The organism is Streptomyces lacaronensis, assembly GCF_047337785.1.
GTDB lineage: Bacteria > Actinomycetota > Actinomycetes > Streptomycetales > Streptomycetaceae > Streptomyces > Streptomyces lycopersici.
Window position 1 is genome coordinate 2180414 of the sequence record NZ_JBLHDK010000003.1, and the last position, 14489, is coordinate 2194902.

Consider the following 14489-nt stretch of genomic DNA (forward strand, 5'->3'; position numbering starts at 1 on the left):
GGAGCACAAACGAAAGCGAAAGGCAACGGAAACAAAGATGACAGTCCTGATCGTCACCGGTACGGGCACCGAGATCGGAAAGACCGTCAGTACGGCGGCCGTCGCCGCCGCGGCGCTCGCGCACGGCCGCTCGGTGGCGGTGCTCAAGCCCGCCCAGACCGGTGTCGCGGAGGACGAGCCGGGTGACACCGCGGAGGTGGCCCGCCTCGCCGGGGCGGTGACCCTGCTCGAACTCGCCCGCTACCCCGAGCCGCTGGCCCCCGCCACCGCAGCCCGCCGCGCCGGACGGCCTCCGGTGCGGCCGCACGAGGTGGCCGACGCGGCCGAGAAGCTGGCCACCGAGCACGATCTGGTGCTGATCGAGGGCGCGGGAGGACTGCTCGTACGGTTCGACGAGACGGGGGCGACGCTCGCCGACGCGGCCCGGCTGCTCGGCGCGCCCGTCCTCGTCGTCGCCCACGCGGGTCTCGGCACGCTCAACGTGACCACCCTGACCACCGAGGCCCTGCGCGCCCGCGGGCTGGAGTGCCCAGGCGTCGTCATCGGCAGCTGGCCCACGGCCGCGGATCTCGCCTCCCGCTGCAATGTGGCCGATCTGCCGGAGTCCTCCGGTGTCCCGCTGCTGGGCGCCGTCCCCCAGGGCGCCCCCGCCCTGCCGCCCGCCGAGTTCCGCGCCCAGGCCCCCGGTTGGCTGGCGCCCCGGCTGGACGGCACCTGGGACCCGGCGCGGCTGGCCGCGTAGCGACACCCCCCGCCTGGGCAGAATCCCGGTACCGGTCATCGTCCATCCCCGGGACACCCGGGACAAACCGCCCGCACCTGGGACAAGGGGGAGCTCCCATGCCCGTATGCCGTCGCACACCCCCGCGTGACGCCGTCCACCATCCGCTCTTCGCCCGCTGCTACGCCAGACTGAGCCCACTGGCCGACGAGCGGGCCGGTCTTGGTGAGCTGCGCGACGAGCTGCTGGCCGGGCTCTCCGGCCGGGTCATCGAGATCGGCGCGGGCAACGGGTTGAACTTCCCGCACTACCCCGAGACCGTCTCCGAGGTCGTCGCCATCGAGCCCGAGCGCCATCTGCGGCGGCTGGCCACCCGGGCGGGGCTGCGCGCCGGGGTGCCGGTGGACGTGGTGCCGGGCGTCGCCGAGGCGCTGCCGGTCAAGAGCGAGGGGTTCGACGCGGCGGTGGCCTGTCTGGTGCTGTGTTCGGTACGCGATGTGCGGCGCGCGCTCGCCGAACTGCTGCGGGTGCTGCGGCCCGGCGGTGAGCTGCGCTTCCTCGAGCACGGCCGCGCCGAGGGGCGGGTCCTGGCGACGACCCAGTGGGCGCTGGACCGCACGGTGTGGCCGCTGATGTTCGGCGGCTGCCATACGGCGCGTGAGGCGCGGTCGGAGATCGCGGCGGCGGGCTTCGAGCCGATCGGCCACCGCCGGCTGCGCATCCCGGACCGGGGCCCGGCACTGCCGACGTCCCCGTGCGTGCTCGGCGCCGCCCGCCGGCCGTCCGCGCCTTCCGGTCCCTGATCGCCCTCCCGTCGGCGTTCGCGTTCCCGTACGCCCGCGTCCACAGGCGCGCGTACCGGCGGCCGGGTCCCTACCATCGAGGGCACGACGTTCCGATACGGGAGGCATCATGTCCACACCGGCGGCAACGAAGACGGACGGGTTCGCGGACGGCGGCGCCCGTGCGGCGGCCCGTGCCCGGGCCCTGACCAAGGCGTACGGCAGCGGCGAGACGGCCGTGCTCGCGCTGGACGCGGTGGACGTGGAGATCGAACGGGGCAGGTTCACCGCGGTGATGGGCCCGTCCGGCTCCGGGAAGTCCACCCTGATGCACTGTCTGGCGGGTCTCGACACGGTCTCGTCGGGCCGGGCCTGGCTGGGCGACACCGAGATCACCGGCCTGGGCGACAAGGAGCTGACCCAGCTCCGACGCGACCGGATCGGCTTTATGTTCCAGTCGTTCAATCTGCTGCCCACGCTCAACGCGGCCGAGAACATCACCCTGCCCATGGACATCGCGGGCCACAAACCCGACCGGGAGTGGGTGGACCGGGTCATCGACACCCTCGGGCTGCGGGACCGGCTGCGGCACCGGCCCGCCCAGCTGTCCGGCGGGCAGCAGCAGCGGGTGGCGTGCGCGCGGGCGCTCGCCTCCCGCCCCGAGCTCATCTTCGCGGACGAGCCGACCGGCAATCTGGACTCACGGGCGGGCCTGGAGGTGCTGCGCTTCCTGCGGGAGGCCGTGGACGAACTGGGCCAGACGGTCGTCATGGTCACCCACGACCCGACCGCCGCCGCCCACTCCGATCTGGTGCTCTTCCTCGCCGACGGCCGGATCGTGGACCGGATGGAGCGGCCCACGGCCGAGGCGGTGCTGGAGCGGATGCACATCTTCGCCGCCCCCGCGCCACCCGGGCCCGCCCCGGACCCCGATCCGCTGAACTGAGCGCCGGCCCCGGCCCGGTGCCCGATCGGCCGGGCCGCCGAATCAGGGTGAGCCGCCCCGGACGGAGCCGATCTCGGATACGTTCGCGGTATCCGCGATCAAGGAGGGCTCATGGCAAGGCCGTTCCGTTTCGGAGTCAATCTGCTCACCCTTGAATCGGCCGAGGCATGGCGGGGCAAGTGCCGCCACGCCGAGCAGCTCGGCTATGACGTGCTGCTGGCCCCCGACCACCTCGGCAACCCCGCCCCGTTCCCGGCACTGGCGACCGCCGCCGAGGCGACCGAGCGCCCGCGGCTGGGCACCTTCGTGCTCAACGCCGGCTTCTGGAACCCCGCGCTGCTCGCCAGGGAGGTGGCCACCTGCGACGCGCTCACCGACGGCCGGCTGGAGCTCGGCCTGGGCGCCGGCTATGTCAAGGCCGAGCACGACAGCGCCGGGCTGCCGTTCGGTTCGCCACGGGAGCGGGTGGACCATCTGGTGCGCACCGTGGCCGACTTGGAGCGGCTGCTGACCGATACCGAGCACCGGCCGCGGTCCACCCAGTCCCCGCGCCCGCCGCTGCTGCTCGGCGGCAACGGCGACCGGCTGCTGCGGCTGGCCGCGCGCCACGCGGACATCGCCGCGTTCACCGGCGCGGTGCAGCCCGCCGGCAAGCCCCAGGGCACCCTGCAGCTGATCAGCCCCGAGGCGCTGGAGGGCCGGGTCGCCGCCTTCCGCCGCTTCGCCGCCGAGGCGGGGAGGACCGAGGGGGCCGACGAAAGCGACGACACCATCGAGCTGAACTACCTCATCCAGATGGTCGGCCCCACCGACGACCGGCGCGCCAAGGCGCGTGAGCTGGCCCCGTACGCACCGGATCTCACCGAGGACCAGCTGCTGGAGCACCCGGCGCTGCTGCTGGGCGGCGCCAAGGAGATGGCGGAGCAGCTGCGGGCCCACCGCGAGCGGTTCGGCTTCTCGTACTTCACCGTGCTGGAGCACAACATGGAGGCGTTCGCGCCGGTGATCGAGGAGCTGCACGGCAGCTGACCCGACGGAATCCCGTCGACGCCGCGGTCCGCCCGATGGTGGGATACGGACATGAACGATCTCCGGATACGGGCCGCGGCCCCCGCCGACCTCGACACCGTGCTCACCTTCTGGAAGGAGGCGGCGGAGGGCACCAGCATCAGCGACGACCGGGACGGGGTGGCCCGGCTGCTCGACCGCGACCCGGAGTCGCTGCTGCTGGCCGAGCGGGACGGTGAGCTCGCCGGGACCGTGATCGCCGGTTTCGACGGCTGGCGCTGCCATCTGTACCGGCTGGCCGTCCACCCCGGGCACCGCCGCCGGGGCGTGGCGACGGCGCTCCTGGCGGCGGCCGAGGAGCGGTTCGCGGCCCTGGGCGGACGGCGCGGGGACGCGATGGTGCTGAACGGGAACGAGCTCGCCCACCACGCGTGGAGCGCGGCGGGCTATGCGCCGCAGCCGCAGTGGAGCCGCTGGGTCAAGCCGCTGCGCCCCTGACCCCGGCGGCCCTCCCGGTCGCGGCGCCGCCGTGCGGGGCCTTTCAGGGCCTGTCCGGAGTTGAGATCCGGGCTCGCTGATCCAGATCACAGCTCCGGACAGGCCCTAGCATGGGACAGAGGTGAACCGATGACCGAAGTCCTCCTCCTGGCCGTGGCGCTCCTCCTGGCGGTGGCCTGTGGCGCCTTCGTCGCGGCGGAGTTCTCGCTGACCACGGTCGAGCGCAGCGAGCTGGAACTCGCGGCCGGGCGCGGGGAGCGCGGTGCGGCCGGGGCGCTGAAGGCCGTACGGAGCCTCACCTATCAGCTCTCCGGCGCGCAGCTGGGCATCACCGTGACCAATCTGGTCGTCGGCATGCTGGCCGAGCCGTCCGTCGCGGCCCTGCTGGCCGGGCCGCTCACCGCGATCGGCGTGCCCTCGTCGGCCGTCCACTCGACCGCGCTGGTGCTCGGCACCTTCCTGTCGACCGTCGTGCTGATGGTCGTCGGCGAGCTGGTGCCCAAGAACTGGGCGATCTCCCGGCCGCTGCCGGTCGCCAAGGCCGTGGCCACTCCGCAGCGCGTCTTCAGCTCCGTCTTCCGCCCGTTGATCAGCCATCTCAACAACACCGCCAACCGCACCGTGCGCCGGATGGGCCTGGAGCCCGCCGAGGAGCTGGCCTCCGCGCGCGGTCCGCAGGAGCTGATCGCCCTCGCCCGGCACTCGGCCAAGGAGGGCGCGCTGGAGAAGGGCACCGCCGAGCTGTTCGTCCGCACCCTCAACCTCGCCGGACTCACCGCGGAGAACGTGATGACCCCGAGGGTGCGGGTGGTGGCGCTGGACGTACGGGCCACCGCCGAGGACGTGGCCAACGCGACCCGCGCCACCGGGCTGTCCCGCTTCCCCGTCTACCGGGGCAGCCTGGACACCGTCGCCGGGCTCGTCCACATCAAGGACGTGCTGGCGGTCCCCGCCGAGGAGCGGCCCCGGCGCCCGGTGTCGGAGGTGATGCGCGAGGCGGTGTTCGTCCCGGAGCCGCTCACCGTGGACCGGCTGCTGGACCGGCTCTCGGCCCAGCGCAGCATGGCCGTGGTGATCGACGAGTACGGCGGTACGGCCGGGGTCGTCACCCTGGAGGACATCGTCGAGGAGGTGGTCGGCGAGGTCCGCGACGAGCACGATCCGCATGAGACCGCCCAGCTGATCCCGATGGGCCGGGACCCCGAGGGCCATACGCTGTACGACGCGGACGGCGCGGCCCGCGTCGACCAGCTGGAGCGCATCGGGCTGCGGGTGCCCCCGGGCCCGTACGAGACGCTGGCCGGGCTGATCGCCACCGAGCTGGGCCGGATCCCGGCCGTCGGCGACACCGTCGAGCCGGCGGGCTGGTCGGTGGAGGTGCGGAAGGTGTCGAGCCACCGGGCGGCCCGGGTCCGGCTGCGGGCGCCGCTGCGCGGCGCCGGGGGCGACGCGGCCGACGGAGTGCACGGAGCCGAGGGGGCGACGGGCCGATGACCGTTCTCCAGCTGCTGATCGGCCTGTTGACGCTGGTCCTCAACGCCTTCTTCGTGGGCGCGGAGTTCGCCCTGATCTCGGTGCGCCGCAGCCAGATCGAACCGCATGCCCAGCAGGGCGACCGGCGGGCGCGGGCCGTGCTGTGGGGCCTGGAGCACCTCTCCGCGCTGCTGGCCGCCGCCCAGCTCGGGATCACCCTGTGCACGCTGGTGCTGGGCGCCGTGGCGGAACCGGCCATCGCGCATCTGCTGGAACCCCTGTTCCATGTGGTGGGTCTGCCACTGGGTCTGGTGCACCCGATCTCGTTCGTGATCGCGCTGAGCCTGGCCACGTATCTGCACATGCTGTTCGGCGAGATGGTGCCGAAGAACGTGGCGCTGGCCGAGCCGGTGCGCACCGTGCTGCTGCTCGGCCCGCCCCTGGTCGCCCTCGCCCGCGCCCTGCGCCCGGTGATCTTCGGTGTGAACGCCCTGGCGAACGGGGTGCTGAAGCTGTTGCGCGTGGAGCCCAAGGGCGAGGTCTCGGCCACCTTCTCCGACGATGAGCTGGCCCGGATGGTCTCGGACTCCAGCGAGGCCGGGCTGCTGGACGACCGCGCCACCGAGCGGCTGCGGGACGCGCTGGAGCTGAGCCGGCGACGGGTGCGGGACGTGGTGCTGCCCATGGGCCGGGTGGTCAGGGCGCGGCTCGGGGTGACCCCCGATGAGCTGGAGCGGCTGTCGGCGCGGACCGGCTTCTCACGGTTCCCGGTGGTGGACGACTCCGGGCGGATCCTGGGCTATCTGCATGTGAAGGACGCGCTGGACGCACGGCCCCGGGATGTGCCGTTCCGCCCCGATCAGCTGCGCCCGATCCCCCGGGTGCGGTCCCTCACACCGCTGGACGACGTGCTCACCGCGATGCGCGACAGCCGTACCCATCTCGCGGCGGTCATCGCCGCGGACGGACGGCTGGAGGGGCTGGTGACCATGGAGGACGTGCTGCGCGAGCTGGTCGCCTGAGCGCTCCCGCCGACCCGTGCCCGATCATTCCTCGGTCTGTCTGGACTCATGGGCGATGATGCACGCCTGCCAGTGGGCGAGCGCCTCCTCCCGGCCGCCACCGCCCTCCTCGGCCACCGCCACCAGCGCATGGGCGGCCATCGCGGCGAGCCGCACCGCGACCCGGCACACATCGCGCGTCTCCAGCGGCTCCAGGAGGGCGGCGGCGCCCTCCCCGTCGTCGCCGAGCGCGGCGGCGACGATGGCCATGGTCGTACGGTCGCATTCGAAGGCATCCACGCCGACCAGACTGCCCCGTCGCGTGGCGCGCGGAACCCCGGGCGGTCCAACCGGTCCAACCGGTCCAACCGCGGCCCCGGCCGGACGGCCGCGCGAGGCTCAGCGGCGGGGGCCGGGACCGGGGCCGGGACCGGGACCGGGCCGGCTGCCCATCGGGTCGTAGCGGAAGATCACATACTCGACCCGTCCGATGACCTTGGTGCGGTTCGTCCGCCGGTAGAGCTCGGGTGGCCGGAAGATGTTGTCGTCGTAGATGTCCGCGCCGGGCTCCACATTCCAGCTGGCGGTCGTCCCGTTCCGCGCTCCGCCCTCGAAGTAGATGTGGGTCATCGCCATGCGGCTCATCATGCTCGCGCTCGGCGGTCCACGCAGCCCACGCACCGGATAAGATCTCCCGAGCCATGCAGAAGAACATCACCTACAGCAGCTTTGTCGCGGTCGGCGACTCCTTCACCGAAGGCATGTCGGACGCGCTTCCCGACGGCACCTACCGAGGCTGGGCGGATCTGCTCGCCGGGCGGCTCGCGGCCCGCGGCCCCGGGTTCCGCTACGCCAACCTCGCCGTGCGCGGCAAACTCATCGGGCAGATCGTCGAGGAGCAGACGGGCCCGGCGGCGGCCATGGGCGCCGATCTGGTGACCCTGGTCGGCGGGCTGAACGATGTGCTGCGGCCGAAATGCGACGTGGGCCAGGTGTGCGGGCTGCTGGAGGAGGCCGTCGAGCGGCTGGCGCCCAGTTGCAAGCGGCTGGTGCTGATGCGCAGCCCGGGACGGCGCGGACCGGTGCTGGAGCGGTTCCTGCCCCGGATGGAGCGGCTTTTCGCGTTCATCGACGAGCTCGGCACGCGGCATGACGCGACCGTCGTGGATCTGTACGCCTCCGAGGCCGTCGGGGACCCCCGGATGTGGCACGAGGACCGGCTGCATCTGAACGCCGAGGGGCACCGGCGGGTCGCCGAGGCCGTATGGCAGGCGCTGGGCCTCGAGCCGGAGGAGGACTGGAACGCGCCCCTGCCGCCCGCGGTGCCCGTCGGGTGGCTGGCCCGCCGCACCTCGGATGTGCGGTTCGCCCGCCAGCACCTCGGGCCGTGGATCGGCAGGCGGCTGACCGGCCGCTCCTCGGGCGACGGGCGGGCCCCCAAGCGCGCCGAGTTGCTGCCGTACGAGGGCTGATCGGAGCGGCTCGGGCCCCGGGCCGTTCGGCGGGGTCCCTCGGCCACCGGTCTGGCCTGCGAGGACGGCCAGTAGACTCTGTGCACGTGACTGGTAAGCCGCGCATCCCGAACGTCCTGGCCAACCGCTACGCCTCCACGGAGCTGGCCGTCCTGTGGTCCCCCGAGTACAAGGTGACGCTGGAGCGGCGGCTGTGGCTCGCCGTGCTCCGCGCCCAGAAGGACCTCGGAATCGAGGTGCCGGACGCCGCCCTCGCCGACTACGAGCGGGTCCTGGAGACCGTCGACCTGGCCTCGATCGCCGAGCGCGAGAAGGTCACCCGCCACGATGTGAAGGCCCGCATCGAGGAGTTCAACGCCCTCGCCGGCCATGAGCACGTCCACAAGGGCATGACCTCCCGCGACCTCACCGAGAACGTGGAGCAGCTCCAGATCCGGCTCTCCCTGGAGCTGGTGCGGGACCGTACGGTCGCGGTGCTGGCCCGGCTCGGCAAGCTGGCCGCCGACCACGCCGAGCTGGTGATGGCCGGCCGGTCGCACAATGTCGCGGCGCAGGCCACCACGCTCGGCAAGCGGTTCGCCACCGCGGCGGACGAACTGCTGGTGGCGTACGAGCGGCTGGAGAACCTGCTGGGCCGCTATCCGCTGCGGGGCATCAAGGGCCCGGTCGGCACCGCGCAGGACATGCTGGACCTGCTCGGCGGCGACGCGCGGAAGCTGGCCGAGCTGGAGCGGCGGATCGCCACCCACCTGGGCTTCGGGCAAGCGTTCACCTCCGTCGGCCAGGTCTATCCGCGCTCGCTGGACTACGACGTCGTCACCACGCTGGTGCAGCTGGCCGGGGCCCCGTCCTCGCTGGCCAAGACCATCCGGCTGATGGCCGGGCACGAGCTGGTGACCGAGGGCTTCAAGCCCGGCCAGGTCGGCTCGTCCGCGATGCCGCACAAGATGAACACCCGCTCCTGCGAGCGCGTGAACGGCCTCGCGGTGATCCTCCGCGGCTATGCCTCGATGGCCGGGGAACTGGCGGGCGACCAGTGGAACGAGGGCGATGTCTCCTGCTCGGTGGTGCGCCGGGTCGCGCTGCCGGACGCGTTCTTCGCCTTCGACGGGCTGCTGGAGACCTTCCTGACCGTGCTCGACGAGTTCGGCGCCTTCCCCGCCGTCATCGCCCGTGAGCTGGACCGCTATCTGCCCTTCCTCGCCACCACGAAGGTGCTGATGGGCGCCGTACGGGCCGGGGTGGGCCGCGAGGTCGCGCATGAGGCGATCAAGGAGCACGCGGTGGGCGCGGCGCTGGCGATGCGCGAGCGGGGCGCCGAGCGCAATGAGCTGCTCGACTCGCTCGCCTCCGATGAGCGGATCCCGCTGGACCGGGCCGCGTTGGACGCGCTGATGGACGACAAGCTCTCCTTCACGGGCGCGGCCGCGGACCAGGTGGGCGCGGTGGTCGCCCGGATCGAGGAGATCGTCAAGGAGCGGCCGGAGGCCGCCGCCTACGCTCCCGGCTCGATCCTCTGACGCGGGCGATGACCCCCGCGATGACCCCCGCCGAACTGGAGGCCGCCCGCGACCGCCTCGTCCCCGATGTGGTCGCGGACGGTCTGCGCGTCCTCTTCTGCGGTATCAACCCGGGGCTGATGACGGCCGCCACCGGCCACCACTTCGCCCGCCCCGGCAACCGGTTCTGGCCCGCCCTCCACGCCTCGGGGTTCACCCCCCGACGGCTCGATCCGTCCGAGCAGTCGGAGCTGGTGCGCCATGGGCTCGGCATCACCAATGTGGTGGCGCGCGCCAGCGCCCGGGCCGATGAGCTGAGCGACGAGGAATACCGGGAGGGCGGCCGGATCCTGGAGGAGAAGGTGCTCCGGCTGCGGCCGCGCTGGCTGGCGGTGGCGGGGGTCACCGCCTACCGGGTGGCGTTCGGCGACAAGAAGGCGAAGATCGGGCCGCAGACGAGGACCATAGGCGAAACCCGGATCTGGGCCCTGCCGAATCCGAGCGGCCTCAACGCGCACTGGACGCTGCCCGCCATGGCGGAGGAGTACGGCCGACTGCGCACCGCCGCCGAGGCCGACGGCTAGACGGGCGCCGGGCCAGACGGCCAGTCGGACGCCGGTACCGAAGGGCGGAGGGGTGTCATGTCGTCTCCTCCTGCCCTTCCTCCCCCATCGCCACCAGCAGGGGCCCGCGAGGCCACCACCGGCCGCGGTCGGCTCGTCCGGGGCGGCCTCCCGGCCCAGCCGGCCACCGCCGTCGGCGCGGTCACTCGAACCGTGCCGTGTCGCCCGCCCCTCGACGTACGATCTCGGCTTCGCCGCCGGACAAGTCGATGACCGTGGTCGGCTCGGTGCCGCAGTCACCCGAGTCCACCACGGCGTCCACCACGTGGTCGAGCCGTTCTTTGATCTCCCAGCCCTGCGTCATCGGCTCGTCCTCGTCGGGCAGGAGCAGGGTGCTGGAGAGCAGGGGCTCACCGAGGTCGGCGAGCAAGGCCTGAGTGGCGGCATGGTCAGGAATCCGGACTCCGACCGTCTTTTTCTTCGGGTGCAGCAGCTGCCGCGGCACCTCCTTCGTCGCCGGGAGGATGAAGGTGTAGCTGCCGGGCGTCGCTGCTTTGATCACGCGGAACACGTCTTTGTCGACGTGCACGAACTGGCCCAGCTGCGCGAAGTTCTGGCACACCAGGGTGAAGTGGTGACGCTCGTCGAGGTTCCGGATCGACCGGATCCGGCCGATGCCGTCACGATTGCCCAGTCGGCATCCCAGCGCGAAGCAGGAGTCCGTCGGGTAGGCGATGAGCGCGCCGGAGCGGATCATGTCAGCCACATTGCTGATGGTGCGCTGCTGTGGGTTCTCGGGGTGCACATCGTAGTACTTCGCCATCCGCCGAGCCTATGCGATCGGGACGCCCCGGACGTTTGGTGCCCCGGACGCGGCCGAGCCCGACGATGTCATAGCGTGCCCTCCTCTCCTATCGCCACCAGCAGCTGGAACGGCAGCTCGCGGTCGCCCTGACCGACGCCCAGCCCGACCCAGCGGCCGTCGACGCGCCAGACGCGCAGCTCGGGTACGTAACCGCACAGGGTGTCCAGCGGGGGCGGCACCGGCTCGCCCATCGCCGAGCGCTCCAGGGAGTCGGTGAGGTCGAGGACATCGGGGGCGCCCCACCGTAAGGTCAGCACCTGCTCCAGCGCGCCCAGCTCTGCCTCGAACTCCTCCAGGACCTCCTCGACCCGGCTCAGATCCGCGTCCCAGAAGTCCTCGCTGACGCGGAGGTCGGCCACATGGAAGCCGGGGCCGCTCGCCACCCATCCGTCGGCGGTCCGCTGCGCGGGGAAGTCCCGCACGCGCAGCTGATCGATCGTGCTCACATGGTCCGCCGTACTGGTCATGATGTCAGTAAACCGCGTAGGTCGGACATCTGGCCGCCCGTCAGATGACCATCTCGGTGGCCGGGCGGCCCGGGTCGGCAGTCGGCACTCGCCGCCTCCGCGCCCAGCGGATACGATCCGGCAGATACGCACTGGGAGGGAGGCCGACGTTGGGGCGGCTCACCGGCGGGGATCCGTCTCTGCTGCGACGCATCAACTCCGCCGTGGTCCTGCACGCGCTGCGCGCGGCGACCGCGTCCGGCACCGCCGACGGCGGTGGCCAGGACGAGGCGAGGGGCTGCGCCGGGAGCGCGAGCCTCACCGATCTGACCCGGGTGACCGGGTTGTCCCGGCCCACCGTCGAGGGGGTGATCGACGGGCTGGCCGACAGTGGTCTGGTGGTCGAGGTGCCCGCCGAGGAGGGCGGTGTCCGCCGCCAGGGACGCCCCGCGCGCCGCTTCCGCTTCCGGGCCGAGGCCGGGCATCTGCTGGGCATGGAGATAGGGCCGCACCGGGTGGCCGCGCTCCTGTCGGACCTCGATGGACGCCCGCTCGGCTCGATCGTGCGCGAGGTGTCGGAGAAGGCGTCCGCGGACGAGCGGCTGGAGCGGGTGCGCACCACCGTCGCGGATCTGCTGCGGCGCGCCGGGGTGGCCCGGTTCTCGCTGCGCGCGGTCGGGGTGGGCAGCCCCGGCGTCGTCGAGGCCGATGGCACCATCCATCTGTGCACCGCGCTCCCCGGCTGGACCGGACTGCCCCTGGGCGAGCGGCTGCGGCGGTCCTTCCGCTGTCCGGTGCTGGTGGAGAACGACGCGAACACGGCCGCGGTGGCCGAGCACTGGAAGGGCGCGGCGGCCGGTTCGGACGATGTGGTCTTCGTGCTGGCCGGGTTGAGCCCGGGGGCCGGGTCGTTGATCGGCGGGCGGCTGCACCGCGGCTTCGGCGGCGCGGCCGGGGAGATCGGGGCGCTGCATCTGCTGGGCCGGGAGGCCGCCCCGGAGGAGGTGCTCTCCACGACCGGGGAGCCGCTGAACCCGCTGGACGAGGCGCAGGTGGCGCATGTCTTCGCGCTGGCCCGGGACGGCGACGTACGGGCGCGCGCGGCCGTGGACCGCTTCGTCCGCAGGCTGGTGCACGACACCGCGGCCCTGGTGCTGGCGCTGGACCCCGAGGTCGTGGTGGTGGGCGGCTGGGCCGCCGGTCTTGACGGGGTGCTGGCCCCGCTGCGCGATGAGCTGTCGCGCTACTGTCTGCGGCCCCCGCAGGTCGCGCTCTCGCTGCTCGGCGAGGCGGCGGTGACCACGGGGGCGCTGCGGCTGGCCCTGGACCATGTGGAACAGGAGCTGTTCGCGGTCGACAGCACGGTGACGACCCGCCGCGCGAGCCGCTGACGCGGGTCGCACGGGGGCCGTTACGGGAGGCGTACGGAGCGGTGGCGTGGGGCGGGCCCGGATCAGCCCGCCAGCAGCTCCTCGCCCGCGTCGCCGAAGGTGAGCCGGCAGGTGTCGGCCCGGTAGGTGGCCACGGCGACGGCCGCGGTGCGGCCCTGGGCCACATAGCGGGTGGTCACGAGGAGGACGGGGGCGCCGGGCAGCCGGTCGAGCTCCTTGGCGTCGTCCGCGCGGGCCGAGCCGAGCTCCACGGTCTGCTCACGGCCCTCCAGCTCCAGCCGGCGCAGCTCGCGCAGCACGGCGCGGGCGCGGGCCAGCCCGCTGGGGGTGTCGATGGCGGCGAGGCCGGGGACGGACTCGGACGGTACGTACAGCAGCTCGGCGGCGAGCGGCTGGCCGTGGCTCATCCGGGTGCGGCGCACCCGGTGGACCGGGGTGTCGGGGTCGATCTCCAGCAGCCGGGCGACCTCGGCGGGCGGGGCCACCTCGGTGCTGTCGACGGTCTGCCAGGTGTCCTCGCCGGAGGCGTCGGTCCAGCCGTGGGCGTAGTCCCCGACGGCCACGCCGACGCGGGGCGGGGCGACGGTGGTGCCGACGCCGCGGCGGCGCTGCAGCCTGCCCTCCAGCTCGAGCTGCTCGAGGGCCTGCCGGAGGGTGGCGCGGGCGACGCCGAAGCGGGCGGCCAGCTCGCGCTCGTTGGGCAGGATCTCGCCGACCGCGAACTCCGAGTCGAGTGCGTCGCTGAGCACGGTCTTCAGATGCCAGTACTTGGGCTCTGGCACCGATTCCAGCTGCGTGGTCCCCACCCTGTCCCCCTTGATTCCGATGGCCGACGGTCCCGCGCGCCTTCACAGTTATGCGCGCTTCTTTATTAAAGGTTGTTGCAGTATCAATGCGACCATAAGGCGGCGTGTGTACTTGGTCAAGACCAATCCCTGACCGGTTATCGTCGGTGACCGTCGGAGCGGGATGCGTCACGGGGCGGGAGCTGAGCTGAGCTGATGGGCATGGACCAGGTCACGGTGGTCACGGGGGGCAGTCGCGGCATCGGCGCGGCGGTGGCGGTGCGGCTCGCGCGCGCCGGGCACGGCGTCGCGATCGGCTACGAGCACGCGCGGGACGCGGCGGAGCGGTGGGCGGCGGCGGTGCGCGCGGAGGGTGTGCGGTCGATGACCGTCCAGGCCGACACCAGCGACGCGGAACAGGTCGAGGCGATGTTCGACCGGGTGCGGGAGGAGTTGGGCCCGATCACCGGGCTGGTCAACAACGCCGGGATCACGGGTCCGTTGGGCCGTTTCACCGAGACCTCACCGGAGGTGATGCGACGCGTCGTGGACGTCAATGTGACCGGGGCCCTGCTGTGCGCCCGGCGCGCGGCGCGCGAGATGTCCACGCGCCACGGCGGGCAGGGCGGCGCCATCGTCAACATCTCATCGGGCGCGGCGACGACCGGCAGCCCCGGGGAGTATGTGCACTATGCGGCCAGCAAGGCGGCGGTCGACGCGATGACCGTCGGGCTGTCGAAGGAGCTGGCGGCGGAGGGGATCCGGGTCAACTCGGTCCAGCCCGGGATGACGCTGACCGACATCCACGAGCGGATGGGCGACCCCGAGCGGCCGTGGCGCGTCCAGGGGCGGGTGCCGATGGGACGGCCCGGCGAGCCGGAGGAGATCGCGGGCGCGGTGGCGTGGCTGCTGTCGCCGGAGGCGTCGTACACGACGGGGGCGGTGCTGCGGGTCGCGGGCGGGCTGTAGCGGCGGCCGCGTTCACTCACGGGCGGCGGCGTGCGGGTGTCCGGGCTGTCGGTCATCGGTATCGGCCATC

The 14489-nt window shown here is 73.0% G+C and carries 17 protein-coding genes; 12 read left to right on the forward strand and 5 right to left on the reverse strand.

What is annotated here, in order from left to right; genetic code table 11:
• Window positions 1-37: 37 nt before the first annotated feature.
• From bioD to ACMTAK_RS09625, 7 genes are all read left to right on the forward strand, one after another.
• Window positions 38-742, forward strand: coding sequence for a dethiobiotin synthase (gene bioD, locus ACMTAK_RS09595; RefSeq protein ID WP_413805810.1), 705 nt, complete (start codon window positions 38-40; stop codon window positions 740-742).
• 98 nt (window positions 743-840) lie between these two features.
• On the forward strand, window positions 841-1524 hold the full coding sequence (locus tag ACMTAK_RS09600; protein ID WP_413805811.1) for a class I SAM-dependent methyltransferase: 684 nt from the start codon (window positions 841-843) through the stop codon (window positions 1522-1524).
• Between the two features lie 109 nt (window positions 1525-1633).
• Window positions 1634-2449, forward strand: coding sequence for an ABC transporter ATP-binding protein (locus ACMTAK_RS09605; RefSeq protein WP_413805812.1), 816 nt, complete (start codon window positions 1634-1636; stop codon window positions 2447-2449).
• A gap of 111 nt (window positions 2450-2560) precedes the next feature.
• Window positions 2561-3478 carry an LLM class F420-dependent oxidoreductase gene (locus ACMTAK_RS09610; RefSeq protein ID WP_413805813.1) on the forward strand — a complete coding sequence of 306 codons (918 nt, stop codon included), beginning with the start codon at window positions 2561-2563 and terminating at the stop codon, window positions 3476-3478.
• Between the two features lie 51 nt (window positions 3479-3529).
• On the forward strand, window positions 3530-3955 hold the full coding sequence (locus ACMTAK_RS09615; protein WP_413805814.1) for a GNAT family N-acetyltransferase: 426 nt from the start codon (window positions 3530-3532) through the stop codon (window positions 3953-3955).
• Window positions 3956-4084: 129 nt separating this feature from the next.
• On the forward strand, window positions 4085-5449 hold the full coding sequence (locus ACMTAK_RS09620; RefSeq protein ID WP_413805815.1) for a hemolysin family protein: 1365 nt from the start codon (window positions 4085-4087) through the stop codon (window positions 5447-5449).
• Window positions 5446-6450 (forward strand): hemolysin family protein, encoded by a 1005-nt coding sequence (locus tag ACMTAK_RS09625; protein WP_413805816.1) that lies wholly within the window; start codon window positions 5446-5448, stop codon window positions 6448-6450. Before ACMTAK_RS09620 ends, ACMTAK_RS09625 begins: the two co-directional genes overlap by 4 nt.
• Before the next feature lie 24 nt (window positions 6451-6474).
• Here the strand turns inward: ACMTAK_RS09625 and ACMTAK_RS09630 are convergent, their stop codons facing one another.
• Window positions 6475-6729 (reverse strand): hypothetical protein, encoded by a 255-nt coding sequence (locus ACMTAK_RS09630; RefSeq protein ID WP_413805817.1) that lies wholly within the window; start codon window positions 6727-6729, stop codon window positions 6475-6477.
• Between the two features lie 99 nt (window positions 6730-6828).
• Window positions 6829-7065: a hypothetical protein gene (locus ACMTAK_RS09635; protein ID WP_413805818.1), complete on the reverse strand. Its 237-nt coding sequence runs from the start codon at window positions 7063-7065 to the stop codon at window positions 6829-6831.
• 65 nt (window positions 7066-7130) lie between these two features.
• Between ACMTAK_RS09635 and ACMTAK_RS09640 the strand changes: the two genes are divergently transcribed.
• The 3 genes from ACMTAK_RS09640 (at window position 7131) to mug (ending at window position 9984) form a co-directional block, all read left to right on the forward strand.
• Window positions 7131-7901 carry an SGNH/GDSL hydrolase family protein gene (locus ACMTAK_RS09640; protein WP_413805819.1) on the forward strand — a complete coding sequence of 257 codons (771 nt, stop codon included), beginning with the start codon at window positions 7131-7133 and terminating at the stop codon, window positions 7899-7901.
• Window positions 7902-7987: 86 nt separating this feature from the next.
• Window positions 7988-9421: an adenylosuccinate lyase gene (gene purB / locus ACMTAK_RS09645; RefSeq protein ID WP_413805820.1), complete on the forward strand. Its 1434-nt coding sequence runs from the start codon at window positions 7988-7990 to the stop codon at window positions 9419-9421.
• A 20-nt stretch (window positions 9422-9441) separates the two neighbouring features.
• Window positions 9442-9984 carry a G/U mismatch-specific DNA glycosylase gene (gene mug, locus ACMTAK_RS09650; RefSeq protein WP_413812837.1) on the forward strand — a complete coding sequence of 181 codons (543 nt, stop codon included), beginning with the start codon at window positions 9442-9444 and terminating at the stop codon, window positions 9982-9984.
• 181 nt (window positions 9985-10165) lie between these two features.
• Here mug and ACMTAK_RS09655 read toward each other — a convergent pair whose 3' ends face one another.
• Window positions 10166-10786 carry an L-threonylcarbamoyladenylate synthase gene (locus tag ACMTAK_RS09655; RefSeq protein WP_256651382.1) on the reverse strand — a complete coding sequence of 207 codons (621 nt, stop codon included), beginning with the start codon at window positions 10784-10786 and terminating at the stop codon, window positions 10166-10168.
• A 68-nt stretch (window positions 10787-10854) separates the two neighbouring features.
• The gene (locus ACMTAK_RS09660; RefSeq protein WP_413805821.1) at window positions 10855-11295 is read right to left on the reverse strand and encodes a hypothetical protein; all 441 of its coding nucleotides are present in this window, start codon (window positions 11293-11295) and stop codon (window positions 10855-10857) included.
• 149 nt (window positions 11296-11444) lie between these two features.
• Here ACMTAK_RS09660 and ACMTAK_RS09665 point away from each other — a divergent pair, with 149 nt between their 5' ends.
• Window positions 11445-12665: an ROK family protein gene (locus ACMTAK_RS09665; protein WP_413805822.1), complete on the forward strand. Its 1221-nt coding sequence runs from the start codon at window positions 11445-11447 to the stop codon at window positions 12663-12665.
• 62 nt (window positions 12666-12727) lie between these two features.
• Here the strand turns inward: ACMTAK_RS09665 and ACMTAK_RS09670 are convergent, their stop codons facing one another.
• Window positions 12728-13471: a GntR family transcriptional regulator gene (locus tag ACMTAK_RS09670; RefSeq protein ID WP_413805823.1), complete on the reverse strand. Its 744-nt coding sequence runs from the start codon at window positions 13469-13471 to the stop codon at window positions 12728-12730.
• A gap of 201 nt (window positions 13472-13672) precedes the next feature.
• On the opposite strand from ACMTAK_RS09670, the gene ACMTAK_RS09675 reads away from it, so the two are divergent.
• A complete protein-coding gene (locus ACMTAK_RS09675; RefSeq protein ID WP_413805824.1) occupies window positions 13673-14419 on the forward strand; it encodes an SDR family oxidoreductase in 747 nt (248 codons plus the stop codon).
• The last annotated feature ends 70 nt before the right edge of the window (window positions 14420-14489 follow it).

Bases quoted from the DNA above. Each gene is read 5' to 3' on its own strand.
- ACMTAK_RS09610 (WP_413805813.1), top strand. From the start codon at position 2,561: ATGGCAAGGCCGTTCCGTTTCGGAGTCAATCTGCTCACCCTTGAATCG.
- ACMTAK_RS09660 (WP_413805821.1), bottom strand. From the start codon at position 11,295: ATGACCAGTACGGCGGACCATGTGAGCACGATCGATCAGCTGCGCGTG.
- ACMTAK_RS09605 (WP_413805812.1), top strand. From the start codon at position 1,634: ATGTCCACACCGGCGGCAACGAAGACGGACGGGTTCGCGGACGGCGGC.
- ACMTAK_RS09655 (WP_256651382.1), bottom strand. From the start codon at position 10,786: ATGGCGAAGTACTACGATGTGCACCCCGAGAACCCACAGCAGCGCACC.
- ACMTAK_RS09620 (WP_413805815.1), top strand. From the start codon at position 4,085: ATGACCGAAGTCCTCCTCCTGGCCGTGGCGCTCCTCCTGGCGGTGGCC.
- ACMTAK_RS09640 (WP_413805819.1), top strand. From the start codon at position 7,131: ATGCAGAAGAACATCACCTACAGCAGCTTTGTCGCGGTCGGCGACTCC.
- ACMTAK_RS09615 (WP_413805814.1), top strand. From the start codon at position 3,530: ATGAACGATCTCCGGATACGGGCCGCGGCCCCCGCCGACCTCGACACC.
- ACMTAK_RS09625 (WP_413805816.1), top strand. From the start codon at position 5,446: ATGACCGTTCTCCAGCTGCTGATCGGCCTGTTGACGCTGGTCCTCAAC.
- ACMTAK_RS09600 (WP_413805811.1), top strand. From the start codon at position 841: ATGCCCGTATGCCGTCGCACACCCCCGCGTGACGCCGTCCACCATCCG.
- bioD (WP_413805810.1), top strand. From the start codon at position 38: ATGACAGTCCTGATCGTCACCGGTACGGGCACCGAGATCGGAAAGACC.
- mug (WP_413812837.1), top strand. From the start codon at position 9,442: ATGACCCCCGCCGAACTGGAGGCCGCCCGCGACCGCCTCGTCCCCGAT.
- ACMTAK_RS09635 (WP_413805818.1), bottom strand. From the start codon at position 7,065: ATGGCGATGACCCACATCTACTTCGAGGGCGGAGCGCGGAACGGGACG.
- ACMTAK_RS09675 (WP_413805824.1), top strand. From the start codon at position 13,673: ATGGACCAGGTCACGGTGGTCACGGGGGGCAGTCGCGGCATCGGCGCG.